Origin of the sequence: Heliomicrobium undosum (assembly GCF_009877425.1) — a bacterium.
GTDB lineage: Bacteria > Bacillota > Desulfitobacteriia > Heliobacteriales > Heliobacteriaceae > Heliomicrobium > Heliomicrobium undosum.
Window position 1 is genome coordinate 74,205 of sequence record NZ_WXEY01000008.1, and the last position, 25,433, is coordinate 99,637.

20 protein-coding genes and 1 riboswitch are annotated in these 25,433 nt (G+C 58.2%); of the genes, 5 read left to right on the forward strand and 15 right to left on the reverse strand.

What is annotated here, in order from left to right:
* Window positions 1-27: 27 nt before the first annotated feature.
* The 9 genes from GTO91_RS09440 to GTO91_RS09480 form a co-directional block, all read right to left on the reverse strand.
* Entirely contained in the window at window positions 28-717 is a 690-nt protein-coding gene (locus GTO91_RS09440) for a DUF1847 domain-containing protein (RefSeq protein WP_170294171.1), read from the reverse strand.
* 14 nt (window positions 718-731) lie between these two features.
* Window positions 732-2,414: an ASKHA domain-containing protein gene (locus GTO91_RS18640; protein WP_328793765.1), complete on the reverse strand. Its 1,683-nt coding sequence runs from the start codon at window positions 2,412-2,414 to the stop codon at window positions 732-734.
* A gap of 4 nt (window positions 2,415-2,418) precedes the next feature.
* The gene (locus GTO91_RS09450; RefSeq protein ID WP_161258262.1) at window positions 2,419-3,441 is read right to left on the reverse strand and encodes a uroporphyrinogen decarboxylase family protein; all 1,023 of its coding nucleotides are present in this window, start codon (window positions 3,439-3,441) and stop codon (window positions 2,419-2,421) included.
* Window positions 3,442-3,510: 69 nt separating this feature from the next.
* A complete protein-coding gene (locus GTO91_RS09455; RefSeq protein WP_235919430.1) occupies window positions 3,511-4,620 on the reverse strand; it encodes a uroporphyrinogen decarboxylase family protein in 1,110 nt (369 codons plus the stop codon).
* Window positions 4,617-5,264 carry a corrinoid protein gene (locus GTO91_RS09460; RefSeq protein WP_161258264.1) on the reverse strand — a complete coding sequence of 216 codons (648 nt, stop codon included), beginning with the start codon at window positions 5,262-5,264 and terminating at the stop codon, window positions 4,617-4,619. The genes GTO91_RS09455 and GTO91_RS09460 overlap by 4 nt, the downstream gene beginning before the upstream one ends.
* A gap of 183 nt (window positions 5,265-5,447) precedes the next feature.
* Window positions 5,448-6,731: a homocysteine synthase gene (locus GTO91_RS09465; RefSeq protein ID WP_161258266.1), complete on the reverse strand. Its 1,284-nt coding sequence runs from the start codon at window positions 6,729-6,731 to the stop codon at window positions 5,448-5,450.
* A gap of 24 nt (window positions 6,732-6,755) precedes the next feature.
* Window positions 6,756-7,151, reverse strand: a complete 396-nt coding sequence (locus GTO91_RS09470; RefSeq protein WP_161258269.1) for a YezD family protein — start codon at window positions 7,149-7,151, stop codon at window positions 6,756-6,758.
* Window positions 7,152-7,285: 134 nt separating this feature from the next.
* Entirely contained in the window at window positions 7,286-8,215 is a 930-nt protein-coding gene (cysK, locus tag GTO91_RS09475) for a cysteine synthase A (protein WP_161258271.1), read from the reverse strand.
* 388 nt (window positions 8,216-8,603) lie between these two features.
* Entirely contained in the window at window positions 8,604-9,737 is a 1,134-nt protein-coding gene (locus tag GTO91_RS09480; protein WP_161258273.1) for a trans-sulfuration enzyme family protein, read from the reverse strand.
* Window positions 9,738-9,845: 108 nt separating this feature from the next.
* Window positions 9,846-9,950, reverse strand: a riboswitch (SAM riboswitch).
* A 224-nt stretch (window positions 9,951-10,174) separates the two neighbouring features.
* Here GTO91_RS09480 and cysK (GTO91_RS09485) point away from each other — a divergent pair.
* Window positions 10,175-11,176, forward strand: a complete 1,002-nt coding sequence (cysK, locus tag GTO91_RS09485; protein WP_161258275.1) for a cysteine synthase A — start codon at window positions 10,175-10,177, stop codon at window positions 11,174-11,176.
* A 76-nt stretch (window positions 11,177-11,252) separates the two neighbouring features.
* A complete protein-coding gene (locus GTO91_RS09490) occupies window positions 11,253-12,062 on the forward strand; it encodes an undecaprenyl-diphosphate phosphatase (protein ID WP_161258277.1) in 810 nt (269 codons plus the stop codon).
* Between the two features lie 93 nt (window positions 12,063-12,155).
* On the opposite strand, the gene GTO91_RS09495 is transcribed toward GTO91_RS09490, so the two are convergent.
* The 3 genes from GTO91_RS09495 to bioB all read right to left on the reverse strand — a co-directional run bounded on the left by GTO91_RS09495 (window position 12,156) and on the right by bioB (window position 16,055).
* Entirely contained in the window at window positions 12,156-12,338 is a 183-nt protein-coding gene (locus tag GTO91_RS09495; protein ID WP_161258280.1) for a hypothetical protein, read from the reverse strand.
* Window positions 12,339-12,471: 133 nt separating this feature from the next.
* Window positions 12,472-14,841 (reverse strand): methyl-accepting chemotaxis protein, encoded by a 2,370-nt coding sequence (locus GTO91_RS09500; RefSeq protein ID WP_161258282.1) that lies wholly within the window; start codon window positions 14,839-14,841, stop codon window positions 12,472-12,474.
* A gap of 233 nt (window positions 14,842-15,074) precedes the next feature.
* Window positions 15,075-16,055: a biotin synthase BioB gene (gene bioB, locus GTO91_RS09505; RefSeq protein ID WP_161258285.1), complete on the reverse strand. Its 981-nt coding sequence runs from the start codon at window positions 16,053-16,055 to the stop codon at window positions 15,075-15,077.
* Window positions 16,056-16,445: 390 nt separating this feature from the next.
* Between bioB and GTO91_RS09510 the strand changes: the two genes are divergently transcribed.
* The 3 genes from GTO91_RS09510 to GTO91_RS09520 all read left to right on the forward strand — a co-directional run bounded on the left by GTO91_RS09510 (window position 16,446) and on the right by GTO91_RS09520 (window position 21,129).
* Complete coding sequence (locus tag GTO91_RS09510; protein WP_161258288.1) at window positions 16,446-18,164, forward strand: sensor histidine kinase; 1,719 nt, start codon at window positions 16,446-16,448, stop codon at window positions 18,162-18,164.
* A 21-nt stretch (window positions 18,165-18,185) separates the two neighbouring features.
* A complete protein-coding gene (locus GTO91_RS09515; RefSeq protein ID WP_235919467.1) occupies window positions 18,186-19,145 on the forward strand; it encodes a LytR/AlgR family response regulator transcription factor in 960 nt (319 codons plus the stop codon).
* Window positions 19,146-19,335: 190 nt separating this feature from the next.
* Window positions 19,336-21,129 (forward strand): carbon starvation CstA family protein, encoded by a 1,794-nt coding sequence (locus GTO91_RS09520; protein WP_161258294.1) that lies wholly within the window; start codon window positions 19,336-19,338, stop codon window positions 21,127-21,129.
* Window positions 21,130-21,410: 281 nt separating this feature from the next.
* Here the strand turns inward: GTO91_RS09520 and GTO91_RS09525 are convergent, their stop codons facing one another.
* From GTO91_RS09525 to kdpC, 3 genes are all read right to left on the reverse strand, one after another.
* The gene (locus GTO91_RS09525) at window positions 21,411-22,094 is read right to left on the reverse strand and encodes a response regulator (RefSeq protein ID WP_161258296.1); all 684 of its coding nucleotides are present in this window, start codon (window positions 22,092-22,094) and stop codon (window positions 21,411-21,413) included.
* On the reverse strand, window positions 22,084-24,759 hold the full coding sequence (locus GTO91_RS09530; protein WP_235919432.1) for a sensor histidine kinase: 2,676 nt from the start codon (window positions 24,757-24,759) through the stop codon (window positions 22,084-22,086). The genes GTO91_RS09525 and GTO91_RS09530 overlap by 11 nt, the downstream gene beginning before the upstream one ends.
* A 73-nt stretch (window positions 24,760-24,832) precedes the next feature.
* Window positions 24,833-25,381, reverse strand: a complete 549-nt coding sequence (kdpC, locus tag GTO91_RS09535; RefSeq protein WP_161258299.1) for a potassium-transporting ATPase subunit KdpC — start codon at window positions 25,379-25,381, stop codon at window positions 24,833-24,835.
* Window positions 25,382-25,433: the final 52 nt, after the last annotated feature.

Sequence of the window (25,433 nt, forward strand, 5' to 3'; positions counted from 1 at the left end):
ATCAATTCGCAGTGCGGCGGTCGCGGGTTACTCTTCCCGCTCCAGCAGGCGTTTGTAGTAAAAACCGGACGTATACAAGGCGGCCGCCGGGTTGTGCCCCAGCACCCGGTCTTTCGTGATCAAGGTGGTCACAGGCGCCTTGGAGTACTTGATGAACAAGGAATCATGGCCGACACAGAGGCCGTTGATCACGTTCAGATCGGTCTGCTCCTGGTTGAGCAGTTCGGCCTGCAGCACGGGATTGCAGAGGGATTCGTGGCATCCCTTCTGGATTTTCAATTCCTCCGGCACGCCGACCTCGGTCTTGTCAACAGCACCCACCTTGCAGAGAACGCTGTAGCCGGTGAGCCCCTTGGCCTCGAGGATCTTGACGAAGGTTTTCGTCTCGTTGATCAGGCCGATGCAGGTGGCGATGCCGATCTTCTTGGCGCCCAGCCGCTTGGCGAAAGCGATGATCTCCTCGACTCGGGTCAGCTTTCCGTAATAGAGGCCTTCGATTTCGGCGGCTACCCGGGCGATGCGGGCCGTTTCCCCTTCTGTCCGGTACGATTCGGTGATGCGATCTATTTGGTCCCCTTCGGCCCCGGAGGTCAGGCAGAAACTCGGAAAGTTCTTTTCACGGCGGTAGCAGTTCAATACACCGCAGTCAGAACAACTCAGCCTTTTGCTGTCATCGTTCACAAGGACCCACTCCTTTGCTTTTTGAACCTTAACCATGAAAACTTACCGCCTTAAAAACCTAGACAGCCGACGAATACCTGATCGAAGTCGCCGTAATCGGCCAATTCGATCACCTCTACCGAGGAGACTGAGGCCTCCAACTCCCGGCGGAGGTCACCGTTCAGCAGCAACGCCTGACCGCCCGTTTTCGAGGTATTGCCGAGAAACTGGATTTTCCCCTCAAAAGCGTCCGGCAAAAGACCGATTTGGATCAGGCTGCGGGCCTGCAGGTGGTAGCCGAAAGAGCCGGCGATAAAGACGCGATCCACATCTTCAGGCCGGACGCCCTTGCTTCGCAGCAGCAGTTCGACACCGGCTCGGATGGCCCCTTTCGCCAGTTGGATCTGGCGGACATCCTTTTGGGTCAGCACGATATCTCCGGCGATCTGGAACACTGGTTTGCCATCGCAGGTGTTCAGCCGCTCCCGCAAGGCCTCGGGTATCTTCGAGCCGTCAGGCCGGACGAAGCGGCCGCGTTTGTCGATGACGCCATGGGCCGCCAACTCTCCGGCGATGTCCAGGAGGCCGCTGCCGCAGATACCGGTCGGCTCGGCCTCTTCAATCGTCTTTACTGTTACCGCGCCATCAGACTCCAGGCGGAAGCGCTCGATGGCGCCCCTGCCGGCGCGCATGCCGTGGGTGATGTTCATGCCTTCGAAGGCCGGACCGGCTGCCGTCGAGGCGGCGGCCATTGCGCCGTCGACGGCGAGGACCATCTCGCCGTTGGTGCCGATGTCGACGAACAGGGTCACCCCCGGCAGTTCCGCCAGCCCTGCCGCCAACATGCCGGCGGTGATGTCTGCGCCCACGTAGGCCGAGAGGATCGGCGGCAGATAGACGAGCGCGTAAGCGGCCACATCCAGGCCCAGCGCTTCGGCCCGCACGTGGTTGCCCCCGGTGATGACAGGCCTGTAGGGGTGTTTTCCCAGAGATGTAGGATCGGTGTCCGTCGCCAAGTGTAGCATGCAGGTGTTGCCGCTGAAGACCACCTCGGCGATGTCGCCACGCTCGACTGCGGCCGCTTCCGTCACTTGGGTGATCAACCGGTTGATCTCCCCAATCAGTTCCCTGTGCATGAGTGCACGCCCAGCGGGGTCGGAAGTGAACTTGATGCGCGACAGCACATCCTGTCCATGCAGGCTTTGCGGGTTCAGGGAGGAAGCGGCGGCCAATTCGACGCCGGAAACCATGTGGACAAGAGAAGCCACCAGCGTCGTTGTGCCGATATCGACGACCAATCCGAACAGGCGGTCTGTCCTGTCTCCCGGCTCCGTGGCCACCAAGGCGCCGCCGGCCAGAACACGGGTCTCGCCGGCCGCGTCATCATAGGCTTTCGCAAAAAAGGGATCGATGGCGACAGGGCGCGCCTGACCATGGCTGATGATTTTCAGTGATTGTGTGGATATGCGCTGGGGGATTTCCACCTCGATGTCACCGGTGACGAGAGCCTCACAGGCGAGCACCCAGCCCTCTGCTTCCGCTTCCGGCGTCAGGTGATGCGTCCCCCCGGGCTGCGCGAAGGGACGGAAGCGCTCCGCCAGTCTTACCTTGCACTTGCCGCAGGTTCCCGCGCCGTTGCAGGGGGCTTCGATGAGCACACCTGCTCTTCGCGCCGCCTGGAGGATGGTCGTTCCTGCTTCTACTTGAATCGAGTCCCGGGACGGAAGAAAGAGGATATGCACCTGTTTAGCCACGCTGTTATGTCTCCTTCACCACCTGGGTCATCGCCTGAAGGACCCCAATGGAGGTAGAGGTGCTCAGACCGCAGGCTGGCGCGATGATGTCAATGCCGTCATGGACGAGCCGGCGGGTCTGGTCGGCCACCTTTTGGGCATCGCCAAACTCCAGCAGATAAGTGCTGAGATTGCCCATGGTCGTCAGTTCGGGATACTCCTCTTTGAGCAAACGCAGGTTGACCATGGCGTCGGTGCTGATCGCATCCCCTTTGATACGAGGGATCAGGTGTTTCACCGATTTCATGTCTCCGCAGATGTGGACGATGGCTGCGCCCCCGCGGTTGTGGATCCCGTCGATGACCTTATTCAGGTAACGAAGGGCGTATTCTTCAAACATCTTGGGACCCAGGATCTCACCAGTCGCCGTCGGATCGCCGATGGAGATGACCCGAACGCCGGCGTCGATCAAGCCTTCGGCATAGGCGATGAGGTGGTCGCTCACATAGTCGATCACCCGATGGGCCTTTTCCCGGTCCTTGCGCAGTTCTTTCAGAAACACCATGGGGTCGACGATGGAAGCGGCCGTGCTGATCGGACCGGTCAGGTTGCCGATCACCGGGATGTCAGGATGGCTGCGGCTCAACCGCCAGGCTGCCTGGATCACCTTCTCGATCCGGCCCGAAGCCGGCAGTTGGCCCGGTTTTTTGAAGGGCACCGCCGAAACGGATGGGTAGGCTTCCTTCTCGATCTTCGGTTCGCAGGCCAGGCTGCCGAAGTGGATGTCCGAGCCGAACATCTCCGCCTCGACGGTCATGCAAAAGGGGATGCCCAGATTCTCAAAACCGGTATGTTCGTGGATATCGTAGGCCAGTTCCGCCATCAGCCTGTCGTCGTGATGGGCTTCCGGCAGGGTATGGCCGCTTTGACGCATCACATCGACGATGGCGGCGTTCATCATGCCGCCGGGACAGACAACAGGCGGCCGGTCCGTCTTCTCCCTGCGCAACACACGCAGCAACCGTTCTTTGGGGCTGATGGAACTCACCCTGTCTCCCCGCTTTCGCTGAAAAAATACTCCCATATCATTCGTCCATTGACCGCTCTGAAGGTTCCGTTATCTTCCGGCTGCCACGCCCGGCAGGCGCAGTACTTCCGGGTCAATGGGCCATCCTACTTCCCGCACCGTGTCCACCATGGCGTGGATGTTGGCAAAGGGCGTCTCCGTCGGCAAGCTGCAACCGGAAGCAACGATATACCCTTTGGGGCTGTCGCAGGCCTGGGCGATGCACTGGAGAACCGCTTCACGCACGTCCTCAGGACGCCCCTGCAGCATCGTCTCAGAAGGTTTCACATTTCCCATCAGCCGCACCTTGTGGCCAACCTTCTCTTTTGCCTCCAGCAGGTCGGCGTCATTGTCGATGCTGATGCAGTCGGCGCCGGCTTCGACCATGAGGTCCCAGATGCGGTTTGTCTTGCCGCAGATGTGCAGGGTGACCGTTTTGCCGCGGGAGTGGATGTAGTCGATGAGCCGCTTCAGGTAGGGGAAGGAAAATTCTTTGAACTGACGCGGGCTGATGACGGTGCTGGAGGACATGGCGTCGGTGAGGCTGGGAACGCCGCCGGCATCGAGTATGGCCTTGGCGTAGCGCAGGCTCGTCTCCAAGGAGACCTCGCAGAGCTTATGCACCGCTTCGGGGTTGCGCAGGGTCAACCGGACCAACGTCTCGGCGCCGATCAGAAAGGAGGCGTTGGTGAAAGGGCAGGTCAGCGCCGCCGTTACGGTCACTTCCGTTCCCACCGCGTCTAGGGTGCGCTGCAATGCCTCCAGGTGGTGCGGCAGGTTCCCATCCCGTTCCGGCTCGGCCGGCGCGAGGCGGTCGATCTCGGATACGTCGGTAATGGCCGGCGCCGCCAGATAGGCTGTCTCGTCATCAGGATAATGGACGCTGGCGCCCATCGCTTCGGCCTGGGTGTAGAGATCGGTAAAAATCCGGATGATATCGTAACGGAACAACCGGTAGGCCTCGGTGTGCGCCCGGGCCAGCAACTTGCCGTTGCCGCGAAACTGGGAGATCTTCGCGCCGATGACGCGGGCCGCCGTGTTGCCCACGATGGGCACACAGGGCAAACGGTCGACGGCCTCTCCCCGGTTGTAGGCGGCCAACCGTTCAATGGGGGTCATGGTCTCTACATCCCAGCGGGGTTTGTACATTGTCGTTGTCAACTGACCAGCCTCCGCGCAAGTTTTACGGCGTCAGCCGCGTTGGCGGCATAGCCGTCGGCGCCGATCTGGTCGGCGAAGCGCTGGGAAATGGGTCCGCCGCCGACGATCACCTTAAAGCGGTTGCGGATCTGCCGCGCTTCCAGCAGCCGGACGACCTCGCCCATGCCGTCCATGGTGGTCGTCATCAAGGTGGAGATGCCGATGATCTGGGCGCTCACCTCATGAGCCCGTTCTACAAACCGCTGGGGCGGCACATCGCGCCCCAAGTCATGGACCTCGAAGCCGGACGTTTCGAGCATGATCTTGACCATGTTCTTGCCGATGTCATGAGTGTCGCCTTCAATCACCCCTATGACAACCTTGACCTTCTCCCCTTCCTCGCGCGGTTTCAGGTAGGGCCTGAGCACCTCTAAACCGGCGTACATGGCGTCAGCGCACATGAGGATCTCGGGAATGAAGTACTCTTCCTGTTCAAAGAGTTCGCCCGCCCGGGCCATGCCGTGGGCGAGCCCCTGATCGATGGCTTCATAGGCGTCGATGCCTGCTTCAATCACCTGATGACTCGTCTCGACCGCCTTCTCCTCATCCATGTCGAGGACGGTGTCCGATAAATCTTGAAGCAATTTACTTTTCAGCTCCGCCAAGGGCGAAACCCTCCTTCTCTGTAAGTAAAAAAGGCCGGGCAGGGGCGCGCCGTATATCCTGCGCTTCCCTGACCGGCCTCCAGTATGTCTGGTCGACCAGCTTCTACGATTGTAAAACTCTTACTGATCCTTGGAAATTTCAGCAGGTGACGCCTGCTTCTGAAATCCCTTCGTGTTTGCCGCTTACACTGCGGCCAGCGCTTGTTCGATGTCGGCGATGATGTCGCTCACATCTTCCAGGCCGATGGAGAGGCGGATGAAGTCATCGGTGACACCCGTCAGTTGCTGCTCTTCCGGTGTCAACTGGGAATGGGTCGTCGTGGCCGGATGGATGGCCAGGGACTTGGCGTCACCCACATTGGCCAAGTGGGAGAGAAGCTGCAGCTTGTCGATGAAAGCCCGGCCCGCTTCCCGGCCGCCGGCGATGCCGAAGCCGAGGATGGCGCCGTAGAGGCCTTCCCGGTGATACTTCTTGGCGATGTCGTGGGAGCTGTGGTCATCCAGCCCGGGGTAGTTGACCCAGGTGACTTTCGGGTGGTTTTGCAAAAAACGGGCCACTTCCAGGGCGTTTTGGCTATGCCGCTCCATCCGGATCGGAAGCGTTTCGGCGCCTTGCAGGATCTGGAAGGCGTTGAAGGGGCTCAGAGAAGCGCCGAGATCGCGCAGGAGTTGGACGCGGACCTTGATGATATAAGCGACAGGACCGAAGGTCTCGGCGTACTTCAGCCCATGGTAGCTCGGATCGGGCTCAGTGAATTCGGGGAAGTTGCCGTTGGCCCAGTTGAAGCGGCCTGCGTCGACGATGACCCCGCCGATGGAGGTCCCGTGACCGCCGATGAACTTGGTCAGGGAATGGACGACAATATCAGCGCCGTGCTTGATGGGTTGGACCAGGTAGGGCGACGGCAGGGTGTTGTCGACGACCAGCGGCAGGCCGGCTTCATGGGCGATGTCGGCAACAGCTCTGAAGTCGAGGGTGTCCAGCTTGGGGTTGCCTACCGATTCGGCGTAAATCGCCTTGGTCTTCGGGGTGATCGCCTTCCGGAAGTTTTCCGGATCCTTCGGATCGACGAAGCGAACGGTGACACCGAGTTTGGGGAAGGTGTAAGCAAAGAGGCTGTATGTTCCGCCATAAAGGCTGTTGGCAGCGACAATTTCATCACCGGCGTGGGCGATGTTCAGCAAGGCCAAGGAGATGGCGGCCTGCCCCGACGAGACGGCGAGCGCGGCCACGCCCCCTTCGAGGGCGGCGATGCGCTGTTCCAGCACGTCGGTGGTGGGGTTCATGATGCGCGTATAGATGTTGCCGAACTCTTTCAAGCCGAAGAGATTGGCAGCGTGATCGGTGTCCTTGAAGACGTACGACGTGGTCTGATAGATGGGGACGGCCCGGGATCCGGTGGTGGGATCGACGGCCTGGCCGGCGTGAAGGGCTTTCGTGAAAAATCCTTTTTCAGCAGCGCTCATAAGAGTAAAACCCCCTGTATGTTTTTAGATTCCGTCGCCGTACAGCCCTTCAAGCAGCGGGAAGCGGCGTTTCTCCGTCCGTTCGATCTGAACGATCCGGCCTTTTTGGATGACAATAACAACCTCGCCATAGCGGAGTCCGCCGACAGCTTCGATGATGCGTCGGCGCAGAGACGATTGTCCCTGTCCCTGCGCCGTTCCGGGATTGGTTTCCGGGGCTGCCGGTTTGGTTCCCTTTATCGCCTCGTCAGCGTCGAAGCGTATCTTCTCCAGTTTGTTCATCTGGATGATGTGGGCGTCTTGCAACACCAGAGTTACCGTGCCGAAGGTCATGGCGCGAATCTCTTTCTCGATCCGCGCCAGCACTTCTTGGGGGATCGACGGAGGTTCCTGTGCGCTTCTCCGTTCGCTGTTTTTCATCACACCTTTACCCCCCACCTAAATCTTTACTAATCCGATTTGATTGCTTTGATTTAAGGTGAGTATAGGACGGGCAGGAATCAAATGTCAATAGGCAGTATCTTTGCTAGTCGGAAGTGTCTTACCTTCGGTGATTACGATTCCTGGAAGAGGGGGGTGCTCAGATAACGCTCCCCCGTGTCGGGCAAAACAACGACGATCAGCTTGCCGGCATTTTCCGGCCGTTTGGCGATCTGCAGGGCCGCGTAGGCCGCCGCGCCCGAAGAGATCCCCACGAGGAAGCCCTCCTCACGGGCGATGCGCCGGCTCGTTTCAAAGGCCTCTTCATTGCGGACCTTGTAAATCTCGTCGGCAACCTCCAGATCCAAGACCGGGGGAACGAAGCCGGGTCCGATGCCTTGAATCTTGTGGGGTCCCGGTTGACCGCCGGACAGCACGGGCGAATCAAAGGGCTCGACGGCGATGACCTGGAGCCCGGGTTTACGCGCCTTCAGCGTTTCTCCCACGCCAGTGATGGTGCCGCCGGTGCCGACGCCCCCGACAAGGATATCCACCTTGCCGTCCGTATCGGCCCAGATCTCCTCGGCGGTCGTTGCCCGGTGGATTTTCGGGTTGGCGGGGTTGATGAACTGCTGGGGAATGAAGGCGTTGGGGATCTGGGCAGCCAGTTCCTCTGCCCGGCGCACAGCGCCTTTCATCCCTTCCGTTCCAGGGGTCAGCACCAGTTCAGCGCCGTAGGCTTTTAGCAGGTTCCGGCGCTCAATGCTGAAGGTCTCCGGCATAGTCAGAATGACCCGATAGCCGAGGGCAGCCGCCACAAAGGCGAGGGCAATGCCGGTGTTGCCGCTGGTCGGCTCGATGATCACGGAGTCTTTATGGAGCAACCCTTTTTCTTCGGCGTCTTTGATCATCGCGTAGCCGATACGGTCTTTCACGCTGCCGCCGGGATTGAAGTACTCCAGCTTGGCGACCACGTCCGCTTCCAGCCCTTCGGTCACGCGGTTCAGCCGAACAAGCGGCGTTTTGCCGATCAGGTCAGTGATATTGTTGGCAATTTTGGCCATGGAAAACATCCTCCTTCATTTTTCCGTGTCGTTCATACACATCGCTAGTGGTATATCGGCGCGACCTCGCACCGCTTAGCAAAACACCTGTGAAGGATACACCTATATATCCGTAGGTTTTTTGAAAGTCCCTACATCCGTTGCCCCGGTCGTCATGAACTGCTTGGCTGCAGCGGACGGGGAAATCGTTGATACAGTCCATGCCACTCCCCCTTATCTAGACAAAAAGAGGCCAAGGGTTTCGATCCCTGTCTTGGATCGAAGCGCCTCGGCCTCCGGTCTATCCGGTCAGCGTTGGTTAATTCCGAGTTTTTCGATTTACATTTATGATATTAAAGGCTGTCGGGTTATCTGTCAATCACCATTTTCGTACGCAGATGAGAATTTTTCAGGCCAAGGCCTGCTCCAGATCATTGATTAAATCGTGGACATTTTCAATCCCGACGGACAACCGCAACAGGCGGTCGTTAACGCCGCAGCGCCGGCGGATATCCTCGGGGATATCGCCGTGGGTCTGGCGTGCCGGGAAGGTGAGCAGCGATTCAACGCCGCCCAGGCTTTCGGCAAAAGAGATCATTTTGATCCGCGACAGCGTCTCCGGGACTTTTCCGGCATCGCGAAGGGTAAAGGATATCATCGCCCCAGGCCCGCCGGCCTGCTGAAAATGAACCTCTCTGCCTGGGTGATTATCGAGGCCGATATAATACACCTGTTCCACAGCGGGATGGGATGACATCCAGCGGGCGATGGCGCTCGCGTTTTCCTGCGCCCGGTCCAGTCGTATTCCCAAGGTCTTCATGCCGCGCACAAGCAGCCATGAATCAAAAGGGCCGAGGATGGCGCCGGTGGCGTTTTGATAGAAAGCCAGCTTTTCACCAAGTTCTTCTGTGGCGGCTACGGCCAGACCGGCCACCACATCGTTATGTCCACCCAGATACTTCGTGCCACTGTGAACGACGATATCGGCGCCAAACTCGATGGGCCGCTGCAAGTAGGGGCTCATAAAGGTGTTGTCGACGATCAACAATAATTCGTGTTCGTCGCAAATCCGCCGGATTTGCCGGAGATCGGTGACTTTCATCGTCGGGTTGGTGGGGGTTTCAACCAATATCGCCTTCGTCCGGGCCGTAATCGCTTTGCTCACCTGTTCCGGATCACTCGTATCCACATAGTTCGCCGTAAACCCCCAGGGACGAAAAACCTGGTCTAGGAGCCGGTAGGTCCCCCCGTAGAGGTCTTCACAGAGAATGAAATGATCTCCGGATCTAAAGAGTGACATAACGGCGGTGATCGCCGCCAGGCCAGATGCAAAGGCCAGTCCGCGTCGCCCGCCCTCCAGTTTGGCGATCAGCTCTTCGAGAACCTGACGGGTGGGGTTCCCCGAGCGGCTGTAATCAAAGCCGGTGCTTTCGCCCAAAGCCGGATGACGGAAGGTGGCCGACTGGTAGATGGGGAAACTAACGGCGCCTGTGCCTGCGTCTTTGCCGTTGCCCCCCTGGGCCAACAGTGAATCGATGCGCATATGCGAAACCTCTCCTTTTCGTGATTGATTCTTCATCTGTGCGCTATTTATCTGCCCAAACAAAAACGGTCTTCTCTGAAAGAGAAGACCGTCATAAAGACAGGGCAAGTCTTATCTTTCAGGGTTTCCCCTGCAGGAATTGGCACCATGCAGGCATGCCTGCTGGTTGCCGGGCTTCATCGGGCCAGTCCCTCCACCAACTCTTGATAAGAGCGTCTTATTCGATTTTTCCGGCGTCAACCGGATTGACTATACATTACCGGGAATCACAGTCAGACGTCAAGAGTTTTTTTCGCTGATTAGACAAATACTTTTCTTTGCGAAAAACCTCCCTTTCCTTGACAGGATTCCCCACCCCTTCTATCATGGAGTCTAGTAAAAAAATAAGATATTCCGACTTAGATAGTCGGTTTTTTGCAGTAAGGAGTGTGTTTTCTATGGAACGGATTGCCCAGGATGTGACCGCATTGATTGGAAATACGCCGATGGTTCGACTGCGCCGGATTCTTGGATCGGCAACTGCCGGCGATGCTGTTGCGCGCGGCGGCGCTAACGGCGGTGACGGGAAATCCGTCGCTGACAGCGGCGCTGTGACGGAGATCATCGCCAAGTTGGAGTACTTCAACCCCGGCGGCAGCGTGAAGGATCGCATCGGCCTCAACATGATCAAGGACGCCGAAGAACGGGGCTTGTTGCGACCTGGTGCTGTCATCGTCGAACCGACAAGCGGCAACACCGGCGTTGCCCTGGCCATGGTGGCCGCCGTCCGCGGCTACCGGCTGATCCTGACCATGCCGGAGACGATGAGCGTCGAGCGCCGCAATCTTCTAAAGGCCTTTGGCGCCGAATTGGTGCTCACCCCCGGCGCCGAGGGGATGCGCGGCGCTGTGCAAAAGGCGGAGCAGATCGTGAAGGAGACCCCTGGCGCGATCATGCCCCAGCAGTTCGCCAACCCCGCCAATCCCGCCATCCACCAGGTGACCACCGGCGAGGAGATCTGGCGAGACACAGACGGCAGGGTGGACATCTTCGTCGCCGGCGTCGGCACCGGCGGCACCATCACGGGAACGGCCAAAACACTGAAACAGCGAAACCCCAACCTCCAGGTCATCGCTGTCGAGCCGGCGGGGTCTCCCGTCCTTTCCGGCGGCAAACCGGGCCCCCACGGGATCCAGGGCATCGGCGCCGGCTTCATCCCGGATGTCTATGACAGCGGTCTCATCGATGAAATCCTCCCTGTCGCTGACGCCGACGCCCTCGCAACCAGCCGCCGCCTGGCCCGGGAGGAGGGGCTGCTCGTGGGCATCTCCGCCGGCGCCGCCGCCTTCGCCGCCATCGAGGCGGCCAAGCGACCGGAAAACCGGGGCAAGCGCATCGTCGTCCTCCTGCCCGATACGGGGGAACGCTATCTGAGCACAAGCCTGTTTTCTGAAGGGTAAAATCGCCCTTTCCCGTTGACTTTAGGCCATGGCTCCCCTATTGTAGGAGAGGAATGTTAGGGTTGGGGGAGTTGCCATGGAAAACCTGTATATCGTCGCCGTCATTCTCGGAATCGTGGAAGGCCTCACAGAGTTCATTCCCGTGTCTTCAACAGGGCACATGATCCTCGTCGGCAGCCTCCTTGGCTTTGAGGGGGATAAAGCGGCCACCTTCGAGGTCTTCATCCAGTTGGGCGCCATCCTGGCGGTCCTCGTCCTCTACCGGGACCGTTTCTTAAACCTGATCTTAAACCTCTTTGCTGACGGCATCCGTTTCGATGACCGGGGCTTTACCATCTGGCATGTGGCCATCGCCATGGCGCCGGCTTGCATCCTCGGTTTCTTCTTTCACAAATCGATCAAGGGGCTTTTCTCCGATCAATCCGTCGTCATCGGTCTCGTCCTGGGCGGCCTTTTGATGCTGGCGGCTACCTGGTGGCGTGGTCCCCGTCGCCCGGTTGACGATCTCGAACGGATCAACTACCGCCAGGCGCTCTTCGTCGGACTTGCTCAGTGCCTCTCCCTCTGGCCCGGTTTTTCCCGGTCCGGCGCCACCATTTCCGGCGGCATGCTGGCTGGCATGACCTCGGCCGTAGCCGCCGAGTTTTCCTTCATCGTCGCCGTGCCGATGATGACCGTCGCCACGGGCTATGACATGTTGAAGTCTTACCAGTTCCTCGATGCGTCCGACCTGCCCTTTTTTGCCCTCGGCTTCGTCGTTTCCTTCGTCGTCGCCTGGGCGGCCATCGTCTGGTTCTTAAAGCTGCTGCAGCGGATCGGTTTGGCGCCGTTCGCCTACTACCGCTTCCTCGTGGCGTTGCTCTACAGCGTTTTGGTGATCCTGTAAAACCGAGGCTGCTTCACTGTTACATAGGGTGTGAAAACGGAAAAAGGGCGTGGCCGCTGCCTCAGCGACCAGCCCTTTTTTTGTTGCCCTTCGCTAGTAATCCTTTGAAATCTCGGGTATCGTGTCGATCTCCTGGAGCCCGCTGATGCCGTCAATCTCTTGAATCTCATCAACAGCCTCAGGGTCCCCCTGGGAGTTTTGCAACCCTCTTTTTTCGTCACCCTTTGCAGGGGTTTGCCCGGTATTCCCGGCTAGTGACTTTGGATGAAGCGGCATGGCCTCCAACCTCCTTTGTCTTCAGGGGTTAGTATCACCTTCCGCGAGCTTCCTATCACCATCAGGATGGTTTGCTTAGAGAATAGATAACAAGGATCTTCTTCGGGCAGCGCGGCCCGGTTTCATAACGGGATCACTTCGCTTTACTGATCAACCGGTTCAACCGGCCGAGAACCTCCTCAGAGCTTTTCTCCAACTCAGCGAGCATCTGCTGGGCCACATCGTGTTGACCGGCGCGGAAAGCGTCAGCCGCTTTCATGGCAAATTCATGGACACGGGCGTGGGGACCGTCGAGGGAGACAAAGTCGGGGTCTTGCTTAAAGGGGTTGTCGGCGCCGAAGTACCATTTGCCCAGGCGGCAGTGGTGGTGAGAGGTCACTTCCTCGGGGTTGACCTGTTCATAGCCTTTGAGCATGTTCTGGATGCGGATCTTCCAGAGCAGGTGGTCAGACTTGGCCTTCTCCAGGAGTTCAGCGGCGCTCATGACGGCGCGAACGTCGGGCAATCGAAACTTCTGCACCGAACCGGCCAATTCGACGGCCATGGCGCTCGTCTCTTCTGTCGCTGCCGCAATCGTCTCCATGCTGGCTGATGTCTCCTCTGTCGCCGCCGCTACCGTCTCTGCCCGCTCGGCTGTCGCTTCAATGACAGAGGAGATGGAATCGATGAGACGGATGATGCGGTCAGAACTGGCTACTTCCTCATTGGTCAGGGTTACGATGCCGTCGATGGCCTTTTCCGTCCCTTGCACGGCCTGGAGGATCAGTTGCAAGGCCTCGCCGGCCTCTTTGACGACCGCAGCGCCTCGTTCCGCTTCGCTGTGGCTCTGCTGGGTAGCGGTAACAGCAGCAGCGGCGCTCTCCAACACCTTGGTCACCAGTTCGGCCACCTCGCCGGCCCCCCGGTTTGACTCCTCGGCCAGTTTGCGCACCTCGTCAGCGACGACGGCAAAGCCGCGACCGGCATCACCGGCGCGGGCCGCCTCGATGGCCGCATTGAGCGCCAGCAGGTTGGTCTGAGCGGCGATGGCCGTGATCGTCTCGGTCATCCGGTTGATCTCTCGGGAGTAACGGTCCAGGGCGTCCATCATCGCTTCCGCCTCTTTGGTTCTATCCTTGATCGTCAGCATGTGTTCAATGGACTTGGCGACTGTCTGCCGTCCCCGCTCAGCCGCAGAAAGGGTCTGCCGGGAGTTGTCGGCTGCAACGGACGCCTGATTCTTCGCCAATTGGATCAAGGAAGACAGTTCGAGCAACACCTCTGACGCCTCAAGGGCTGCCATGTTGCCTTTGTCGGCGTTATGGGCCACCTCTTGAATGTTGCGGGCCACATCCTGGACGGCGCCTGTCACCTGCTGGGCCGAAGCAGCCATCTCTTCTGCGCCGGCCGCCATCTCCTCGGAGGACTTGCGCACCATGGAGACGATTTCCGCCTGGCGCCGAATCATTAGGTTGAAACCGGCCACCGACTGACCGATCTCATCGGTCGAATGAACGGCGCCATGGACCGTCAAGTCTCCGGCGCCGGCCCGGGCCATCAGATCCTGGAGTTCGACGAGCGGACGCGCCATCCGGCGGGCAAACCAGACGCCGACGACCCCGGCGAGCAGCAGCGCGGCCAGGGAGGAAAGGATAATCTGACGAGCGATTGACTGCTTCACTTCCTGTAACGACGATTTCTCCCTCGCTGTCCCCAACACGCCGATGACGGCCCCGTCGGCGCCGATCAACGGCGCATAACCGGTTATGTAGTCGCCGTCCAACCCTTTATTGAGCCCAATGAAGGGCTTTCGTTCCGCAAATATGCTGTTGATGATGTCATCTGCCGTGATCTGGCTGCCGGTGATCCGTTGTCCCGCCTTGTCGACGATGGATGTGGCCACCCGCTCCTTGTCGAGGAAGAGGCTGAACTCAGCGTCGAACATCTCCTTCGCCTCATCGACGATATCGTTTTTGCTGACCACATAGCCCGTCGAGAGCACCCCGATCAGCCGCCCCTGATCATAGATGGGCGCGCCGGCGCGGACAGACAGGCGGACTACCTTGCCCTGTTCAATACCGGTAAAGGTCTTGCCTTCGAGCGCGCGCGCCACGTTGACCTGATTGGCGATGTTGTCATCGGCTTTAGGAAACCTGTCCGGCTCATGGGTTCGGATGATGGCGTTTCCGGCAGCATCGGTCACGACCAGATAATCGAGGTTCCCTTTTTTCATCATCGGCGTCGTCGCTTGCAATAAAGCTGAAAAATCACGGTTTTTTGTTCCGGCGACGATAGCAGGGTGAGTGGCCAGGTTGGCGGCATGGGCCAAGGCCTGGCTCTTATAGTTTTCGAGCAGGCTATTGAAACCGACCAGGTTTTTCTCCGTCTGCCGGGCGAAGTTCCGTTCAAAGGCTTCGCTCGTCGTCATCCAGGAAAAAAGGGCCACGACCGTTATCGTGACAAGGAGAACGCCGACGATGACGAGAATCAGTTTGGCCTGGATACTGCGTAACAACCGCAACATGCACCGCCTCCTTAAACTGTTGTCGACCACCTCATTAGACTATCGGGCAAAGCATAGACAGAACTGAGAAAAAGTTTTCGGCGAAATTAGTTTTTATCTTACCTTCCTTCTGTGAGAGAGGCAACGGATAAATGATAGATCGGATAAATAAAAAGCCCCTAGAACGCTCCGGGGGAAGCGAACCAGGGGAATTCGACAGCTATGAAGACAAGATCAGGAAGTCATTCTCTGCTTCACAGGTTGGTCACATTCAGCCCTAAATCGTGAAGCATCTGGATATCCTCGGCCACCGTCCGCCCGCTCGTCGTCAGGTAGCTGCCTACGAGGGCGGCGTCAGCGCCGGCCATAAAACAAAGGGACTGCAGGTTGCGCAGCGCCCCTTCCCGTCCCCCGGCCATGCGGATGCGGGCCGACGGCAGGATCAGCCGGTAGAGGGCGATCGATTTGAGGATCTCCAGCGGGGCGATGACCGGCTGCGCTTCCATGGGCGTCCCGGCGATGGGATTGAGGATGTTGATCGGCGCCGATTGAATGCCCAGATCGCGGAGTTCAAAAGCCATATCGATGCGATCATCAATCGTCTCTCCCATGGAAAAGATCCCGCCGGAGCAGACGGCCATGCCGGCAGCCTGGGCGGCCTGGATGGTGGCGATCCGTTCGTCATAGCTGTGGGTAGTGCAGATCTGCGGGAAGAAGCGGCGCGACGCCTCCAGGTTGTGATGGTACATGGTGACGCCCGCTTCAGCCAGACGGCGCAGTTGGGCCTCATTCAGGATGCCCAGGGAGGCGCAGAGGCCGAGCTTCGTTTCCCGGCGGAGCCTCTCGTAGATGGCGAGCACCGGCTCCAGTTCGGCGTCGTCCATCCCCCGCCCGCTGGCGACCAGGGAAAAGCGGTGGGCGCCTTCCGTCTCCATCGTCTTCGCCCGGGCGACGATGGCGTTGGGATCCAGCAGGTCGTAAGTTTCGACACAGGCCTGGTGGTGGGCCGACTGGGCGCAAAATCGGCAGTCCTCGGAACAGGCCCCCGATTTGGCGTTGACGATGGAACAGAGATCCACATTTCCGGCGCCGAAATGATCGCGCACACGGCGGGCCAGGTCCATCAACGAGTATATGTCGCTGCCTTCGATTCCGGCGAGCTTGCCGGCTGTCTCCCGGTCCAGGACCTCGCCGGCAAAAAGGGCGGCTTCCGTTTGTTTGATGATCGATTGCATGGTGTCATCGTCCTTTCGGTCTCGCTTGTTTTGCTTTGTTTACCCGTGCTTAGGCGCTGCGCCTTCCCTGCTGCGAGTTGCCTTCCTGTTTTTCTATTTTTATGACTTTAATGAAGCCCTTCTTGAGTCGCAAGATCGAACGATTGTAAACCGATACTATGTAATCCGGTTGACGAATTGATTATACGCGCCATCCTTATCCCTGTCCATAGGGTCCTGCCTCTTCCCTGTTTAATCCGTTCCTGCTGTTTCTGTTGTTTCTGTTTTTCCTGCCTCCCTCCTTTTCCCCTTCTTGCGTCATGCTTAATTTCTTGTTACCCTTGATCTAGACACCGCTTACGCGTTATACTATCGATTCATTGTTTTTTTCCGCGAAAGGGGGACTCGCCCTTGTTGATTCATCATGACATCCTGCTCTTTTTGGCCCAGCGGATGACGATCGTCATCACCATCTCCTTTTTGCTTTCCCGACACCCGGCCATCCGCCGCTTTTTCGCCAACCGGACGACAACCCGGGAGGATGTGTACCGGCTGATCGTCATCTTCGGCGGTCTATCCATCATTGGCACCTATGCGGCGATCCCCATCGACGGCGCCCTGGCCAACTCGCGGGTCATCGGCCCCGTGCTGGCCGGCCTGCTCGGCGGGCCTCTCGCCGGTTTCGGCGCCGGCCTGATCGGCGGCGTCCACCGCTTTGCCATGGGCGGCTTCACCGCGCTGGCCTGCGCCATCTCCACGATCACGGAAGGCCTACTGGCCGGTCTGATCCGACGCTACCACCCGCAAGCCCTAAGCGGCACCGGCGCTATGATCACCGGTCTGATGGCGGAGACGATCCAGATGCTGATCATCCTGGCTGTGGCACGGCCCTTCGAAGACGCCGTCCTGCTGGTGAGCCATATCGCCCTGCCCATGATCACCGTCAACGCCGTCGGCATCGCCGTCTCGGTCATGCTGATCCAGGATATCCGCTCCCAGGAGGAGCAGGCCGGCGCGCTGGAGGCGCAAAAATCGCTGCGCATCGCCAACATCACCCTGCCCTTGCTCCGCCGCGGCCTCAACGAATCGTCGGCCCTGGCCGTGGCCAACGTCGTCAAAGACATGACCGACCTGGACGCCGTCGCCTTGACCGACCGGGAGAAGATCCTGGCCCACGTGGGCCTCGGCGCCGACCATCACCTGGCCGGACAGCCCATCCTCACCCGGGCCACCGAGGAGGCCTTGCAGACCGGCGGCCCAGTCGTCGCTTCTTCCCAGGATGAGATCCACTGCGCCCATCCAGGCTGCAATCTCCACGCCGCCGTCATCGTCCCCCTACTGAGCAAGGACAAGCCCGTGGGCACCCTCAAGCTCTACCGGACCAAACAGGTCGGCATCGTCGATGAGGAGTTGGCGAAAGGTCTCGCCCACCTGTTTTCCACCCAACTGGAGATCGCCGAACTGGAACGGCAGGCCCGCCTGGCTGCGACGGCCGAGATTCGCGCCCTCCAGGCCCAAATCAACCCGCACTTCCTCTTTAACGCCCTCAACACGGTGGCCTCCTATGTGCGCACCCACCCGGAAACGGCGCGGAACCTCCTGATCCAGTTGGGCGATTTTTTCCGCAAAAACCTGCGCGAACCCTCCCAATTCGTGTCCCTTCGCGAAGAGTTGGCTCACATCGAGTCCTATCTCGCCCTCGAACAGGCCCGTTTTGAAGACCGTCTCCAAGTCATCCATGACATCGAAGAGGTTGCCCTCTCCTGCCCCATCCCTCCCTTGCTCTTGCAGCCGCTCGTCGAAAACGCCTTGCGCCACGGCCTGCTCCCCTTGCGAGAGGGCGGTTCTGTCACCATCCGGGCGCACCGCCACGCGGACGGTCATGTGGACATCTCCGTCGAGGATGACGGCGTGGGCATGACGCCGGAAAAGGTGGAACAATTGCTGGTACGGAACGGGTCCGCGCCCTGCGCTGTTTCCGGCGGCATCGGTCTGCGCAACGTTCATGAGCGCCTGCGCAGCATCTATGGTCCCGATTACGGCCTGCGCATCGAATCGAAGCCCGGCCTGGGCACCATCTGCGCCCTGCGCATCCCCGATAAGGACATCTCCCTGTTGATGGCCAGCTAGACGGTCAGGAGGGAATAATTGATGATCATTCGCGCCTTTATCGTCGATGATGAAGCCCCTTCCCGCCGGGAACTGCGCTTTTTATTGGAAAAGCTCCCTGACTGCCGCGTCGTCGGCGAGGCCGACGGCGGAGAGGAAGCCCTGGAAATCCTGGCAGACCTTCCGGTCGATGTGCTCTTTCTCGACATCCAGATGCATGACCTCGACGGCCTGTCGGTGGCGCGCAAACTCCTGGAACAGAACCGCCTGCCCCTTGTCGTCTTCGCTACCGCCTTTGATGCCTATGCCCTCAAAGCCTTTGAGGTGCGCGCCCTCGATTATATCCTTAAGCCCTTTGACCCGGAACGGCTCGAAGCGACGTGGCGGCGCGTCCGGGAACGGCTGGCGCAGCGAACAGGTTTGGAAGAGCACCTGGCAGATTTGAAGGCCTTGCTGCTCAGCCGGGAGCCGGTCGCCGCCGTCCAGACCAGGCCGGACGAATTGGGAGACGGGTCTCCGGGCGGTTATCGTGGAAAAGCGTCGCCTGAACCCCCTGGCGGGCTCTCGCCAACATGGATCGAAGAACCGGCTGTCCCTCCGACAGAGCCCGGCGCCAGTAGCGGTTGCGCCGGCAATGGCATCGCCGGCAGCGGCGTCCATGAGCGCCACCGCGCCTTCGACCGCGTCGCCGCAAACAAGGAGGGCAAACTGCTCCTCGTCGATGTGTCCAAAATCCTCTACGCCACCGTGGAGGGCCGCAAAGCGCTGATCAAGGTGGACGGCGAACTGCTGGAACTGAACCTGACGCTGCAGGAACTGGAGGATCGCCTTGATCCGGACCGTTTTTGCCGCACCCACCGGGCTTTTCTCGTCAACCTGTCAGCGCTCCGGGAGATCGTCCCCTGGTTCAACGGCGCTTACAACCTGATCCTCCATGACAAGAGCGAGGTCCCTGTGAGTCGCCACTACGCCCGGCAACTGAAAGACTTGCTGGGCCTTTAGCGGGTCTTCTGGCGGCTCTCTCTGAGGTTCTTTCATCGTTCCTGTGTCTCATGCAAAAAAGCGTGCATCTGATGCGCGCTTTTTTTCCTTTCATGCAGCTTTTCTAGCCATTCGTGATTGCGTTCACTAAACTGATAGGTAACCGGACTTTATAGCATTCCAACTACGATTCAAGAAGGAGGAAGGTCTCATGAATGCGCTCACCCTCATCATCGCCACAGCCTGTATCCTCGTGATCGGCTACCGCTTCTACGGCGGCTTCGTGGCCTCCAAGGTGCTGGCCATCGATCCCGCCCGCCAGACACCGGCCCACGAACTGAACAACGGTTCCGACTTCGTGCCCATGAACAAATGGGTCGCCTTCGGCCACCACTTCGCCGCCATCGCCGCCGCCGGCCCCCTCGTCGGCCCCATCCTGGCGGCCCAGTTCGGCTACCTGCCCGGCGTCCTCTGGCTGCTCATCGGCGGCGTCCTCGGCGGCGCTGTCCACGACATGGTCGTCCTCTTCGCCTCGGTCCGCCATAAGGGCCGCTCCCTCTCGGAAATCGCCAAAGAAGAGATCGGCCCCATCGCCGGTTTTGCCGTCGGCCTGGCCATCCTCTTCACGATCACCATTACCATGGCCGGCCTCTCCCTCGTCGTCGTCCACGCCCTGAAGGGCAACCCATGGGGCACCTTCACCGTCGGCATGACCATCCCCATCGCCATGGTCGTCGGTCTGATCATCAAGGCCCGCCCGGACAAGCTCCGCGAAGCGACCATCCTCGGCATGGCCCTGATCATTGCCGCAGTCGCCTTCGGTCCCTACATCAAGGGCACCTGGATCGGCAATCTCTTCACCCTCTCGGAAATTGGCGTCAAACTGGCCCTGCCCATCTACGCCTTCTTCGCCGCCGCCCTGCCCGTCTGGTTCCTCCTGGCCCCCCGGGACTACCTCTCCTCCTACATGAAAATCGGCACCATCGGCGCCCTCGCCATGGGGATCATCTTCGTCAACCCGGAACTGCACATGCCCGCCGTCACCCAGTTTATCAACGGCGGCGGCCCCATCATCAAAGGCCCCGTCTGGCCCTTTGTCTCCATCACCATCGCTTGCGGCGCCATCTCGGGCTTCCACGCCATGGTCGGCTCCGGCACGACACCCAAGATGATCGACAACGAACGGGACATCCAACTGGTCGGTTTCGGCGGCATGCTGATGGAGACCTTCGTCGGCATGATGGCCCTCATCGCCGCCTGTGTGCTCATGCCTGGCGACTACTTCGCCATCAACTCTGCCCCGGCCGTCTTTGCCAAACTGAACATGCCCATGGTCAACCTGCCGGAACTGTCCGAGATGGTCGGCATGGACCTGGCCGGCCGGACTGGCGGCGCCGTCTCCCTGGCCGTCGGCATGGCCTACATCTTCTCCGCCCTCCCCGGCATGAAAGGCCTCATGGCCTACTGGTACAACTTCGCCATCCTCTTTGAAGCCGTCTTCATCCTCACCGCCATCGACGCCGGCACCCGCGTCGCCCGCTACATCGTCCAGGACTTCTTCGGCCAGGTCATCCCGAAACTGAAAGACAATGACTGGACGCCGGGCGTCATCGGTTCCTCCGTCTTGGTCTGCTTCCTCTGGGGTTACCTGCTCTATGGCGGCGACATCGCCACCGTCTGGCCCCTCTTCGGCGTCTCCAACCAACTCCTCGCCTCGCTGGCCCTGGCCATCGGCACCAGCCTGATCCTCCGCCGGACCGGCAAGGTCCTCTACGGTCTTGTCACAGCGGTTCCCATGGTCTACCTCTTCAGTTCCGTCATGACCGCCGGCTACTGGACCATCGTCAACCAGTACCTGCCGACCAACAACATGCTGAACACGGTCCTCTCTTCCATCATGATGGGCCTCTCCGTCATCGTCATGGGTGACGCTCTGATCAAGTGGTACACCATTATCAAGGAACATCCCAAGGCGAAAGCGAAAGAAGCGACGAAGTCGGTCTAACAGAAAAATGCGTTGTTTGTTCAGGAGACGGTTTATACACCGTCTCCTTTTTCTAACGTCGCTATTTCCCTAACGCTCAATTCCGATTTCGTCGCGGCGCCATTAATAGTTTCGCTATTTTCACAATCAGCAACGATTTCCATGCAATCGCTGAGCAATCTTTACGCAGCTTTTTAAAATCAGAAAAATACCCAAAGGTATCTCGCCTTTCGGGCCAAACTGAAGACAAAGGAGACAAAGGCCGCTTTCAGGCTGTACGACCTGGAAATGGCTTCTTTATGTCACAACAACCGATAACCGATACCGGGTTCCGTAATCAGATGTTGCGGCTGTGATGGGTTCGTCTCAATCTTTTGCCGCAGTTGTCGGATGTAGACGCGAAGGTAGTGAGTCTCCTGCTCGTATGCTTTTCCCCAGATGTGGCGCAAGATCTGTCGATGGGTAACCACTTTCCCTTGGTTGACAGCGAGCAGCTTTAGCATTTCATACTCCGTTGGCGTCAGCTTGATTTCTTCCCCATCGACAGCGACCATCCGGCGCGCGAGATCGATCGACAACCCACCTAATAGGATTACCGGTTTTTCCTCTTTCCCCATGGTGTTACGGAGGGCAACTCGAATCCTGGCGAGAAGCTCCCCCATGCCAAAAGGTTTGGTCACATAATCGTCTGCCCCCGCATCGAGTGCAGCGATTTTCTCCCCCTCTTGGTCGCGAGCCGAAACAATGATGATCGGGACGTTCGACCAATCACGCAATTCCGTCACCACTCGCAACCCATCGATATCGGGCAACCCCATGTCTAACACGACCAAATCGGGATGTGTCAGCGCAACCTGTTGAATGGCGTCCCGCCCCGTGTCAGCTTCCACCACTTCATATTCATGGGCAGACAGACCAACCTTTAACATCTTTCGAATCTGCGATTCATCGTCGACAACAAGTATTCGCTGACCTCTATTCGTCATCTGCTTCCATTGCCCCCTTAGGAACATCAACGGGCACTTTCTCTTCCAGTGGCAGACAAAAAGAAACACACACTTTCCCATCAGCCCGATTCTTTGCCCAGATCTTCCCTCCATGGGCTTCAACGATCCCCTTGCAGATCGCAAGTCCCAAACCCGTCCCGCTCACTTGCCCCGGCGATGACAACCTGTAAAACTTATCGAAAATACGCTCTACATCCTGCTCGGGAATGGCCGGACCCTCATTGCATACAGACACTTCTATCGTATCCATCTGTCTGCCGACGGTTATTTCGATAGGTGTGTCCTTGTAAGAATACTTCATCGCGTTATCGGTCAAGTTCACAAGCACCTGTTGGAGCAGTCCAAAATCAGCCCGAACCAAGGGCAAACCCGGCGATATATCCGTCTTTACCGTCCGGCCTTGAAATGGCTCCGCCATACGGGGAATGACTACGCCTATGAGATCCTCCATATCACACCATTGAACATTCTTCTGAAAAATGCCGCTCTCCAACTTGGCCATATCCAACAGATTATTGACAAGACGGTTCATGCGGTTGGCGCCTTGCTGAATCGTCTGAAGCAGCGCCTTTTTATCGTCGGGCGAAAAGAGGCTCTCTTGTTCCAGCAACCCACTGACAGCGCCGATAATAGAGGCTAAAGGCGTCCGCAAATCATGGGAGAGGGAGTTGAATAAAACGGTGTGCAGCCTTTCTGATTCAGCCAACACCCTAGCTTCTTTCGCTGTTTCTTCGAGTTGTATCCGGTTGATTGCGATCGCCGCCAGTCCCACAAAGGCTTCCAATAGTCTCCTCTGGTCAGGTTGAAAATAACGGTCTGGTCTCTCTAATCGCAAACCGATGACACCGACTCCGCTTCCTCCCGATAAAATCGGATAGTAGAGCGCCTTGGCTCCGCCAAGGGTGTCCGTTCCGCGACCAGCGATCTGCATATGCTCAAATCCCCAGAGCAACACAGCCCGCTCATTATCATCTAAGAACGCCAGGGCGCCGACCGGCGACTCTGATTGAAGTTCCAGTTTTCCTGACGCGTTAGGTAAGAACAGGACTACTTGAGCGCCGAATGTTTCCGCCAATTTTCTCGTTAGGCTATCCAAGATAGCGGCAAGATCAGAAATGGCGGAGATTTCCCGACTTAGCGCGTAGAGCGCCGCTGTCTGATTCTCTTTCTGGCGCGCATTTTCTGCTTGCGCTTTCAGCCTTCCAGCCATAGCGCTTGTCAGCAGGGCCACCAATAGAAAGATCAGGAAGGTAACCAGGTACCGGATGTCAGTGACAGTAAAACTCATCACCGGGGGGACAAAAAAGAAATCAAATGCTAATACACCCGCGCAAGCTGCAAAGATAGCCGGACCGGGTCCCCAGCGAACGGCGCTGAACAAGACCGGCAGTAGAAAGGACGTTACGACGCTAGCCAGATCTTCCATAGGATTGACCCAACTCGCTATCCATGTCAACAACGCCACCATAGAAAAGACAGCAAGGTAGGCCATAAAATCGATTTTTTGTTCTTGAGCCGCTTCCTTCGGCCATCGTTCCCGCTGTTGCGGCTGACCCGGGATGACATGGATGCTGATACCGTCGCTATGTCGGATGATTTTATCAACGACAGAGCCGCGCATCCATTCCTGAAAGCGCGGATACAAGGGTTTCCCGATGACGATCTGCGTGATGTTTCGCTTACGCGCGATGTCCAACACTTCTTCTGCCACATCTTGACCATAAACGGTTACAATCTCCGCCCCTAATTCTTCGGCCAAGCGCAAATTTTTCGATAAGCTGTCCCGTTCCCTTTCGCTCGAAGGAAACCGCTTTGGCGTCTCCACGTTGACGGCAATCCAGTCTGTCTGCAAGCCATTGGCAATCCGGCAGGCGGTGCGAATGAGTTGCGCTGAAAAAGGGCTCGGTCCCACACATACCAAAACCCTCTCCCCCGCAGGCCAAGGACCGTTGATCGCGTTCGCCTGCATATAGGTCTCCAACTGTCGTTCAACCTTCTGTGCAGTAAAACGCAGCGCCATTTCCCTGAGCGCGCTGATATTCCCCTGACGAAAAAATTTACTCATCGCCTCCCTCGCCTGGGAGGGGATGTATACCTTTCCTTCCTTAAGTCTTTGCAATAATTGCTCAGGCGGAATGTCAATGATTTGAATTTGATTTGCTTTTAACAAAAAACCATCCGGTACTGTCTCTTTAACAACAATACCGGTTATTTTCGCTACATAATCATTAAGACTCTCCACATGTTGAATGTTTACGGTCGTATACACATGGATGCCCGCTGCCAGCAACTCCTCGATATCCTGGTAACGGCGAGTATGTCGGGAGCCTGGAATGTTCGTGTGCGCGAGTTCATCCACTAAAGCGACTGCTGGCTTCCGCGCCAATAGGGCGTCGATGTTCATTTCTTGAAATATTTTACCTCGATAGGTCAGCCGATTCGGCGGAATCGCAGGAATCCCCTCGGTGAGTTTTTCGGTCTCCTTCCGGCCATGGGTCTCCACCCAGCCGATAACGACATCAATGCCATCTTGGAGCAATTCCTGGGCCGCCTCCAGCATGGCGTAGGTTTTACCCACACCAGCGGCTGCGCCCAGGAAGACCGTCAGTTTTCCGCGATTTCCCGCATTGATACTCTCCAGCAAGGCATCCGGATTCGCGCGTCTATCTCTCATCTTCACAAACCTTTCAGCCGGAAACAGCGTGCACGTTTCTCCATCATCGCTTCGCCAATTCATCAAGCGCTATGTTTAATTCTAACACATTCACTCGCGGCTCACCCAAAATCCCAAACTGCCGGCCTTCTATATGCTGTTCGAGCAAGGCGGTCACTTCATCCATCGCCATATTTCTGGACTGGGCAACCCGAGCCGCTTGTAACCGGGCAGCCTCCGGGGTGATGTGGGGATCAAGGCCGCTTGCCGAGGCTGTCACCATGTCAGAGGGAACAGGGTCATCCGGTCCGAGACCGTTCAACGCTCTAAAGGCGCTCACTCTCTCTTGCACACTGTTTAGGAATGATTGATTCGTAGGCCCCAGGTTTGAACCCGATGAAGCGGCCCCATCATACCCTTCCCCGGCGGCGGAAGGCCTCGGATGGAAGTATTGGACGCCCTCAAAGTTTTGCCCAATCAGCTTTGAACCGATAACCTGATTGCCCGCTTGAATGAGTGAGCCGTTCGCCTGCGCCGGAAAAAGGGCTTGCGCCAATCCGGTGACGGTCAAAGGGTACAGGATCCCTGTCAAAAGCGTCATGAGCAATACCATTCTTAACGCTCTCCCCGCCGCTATTGCCATCTCTTGTCCCATCCTTTCTTAA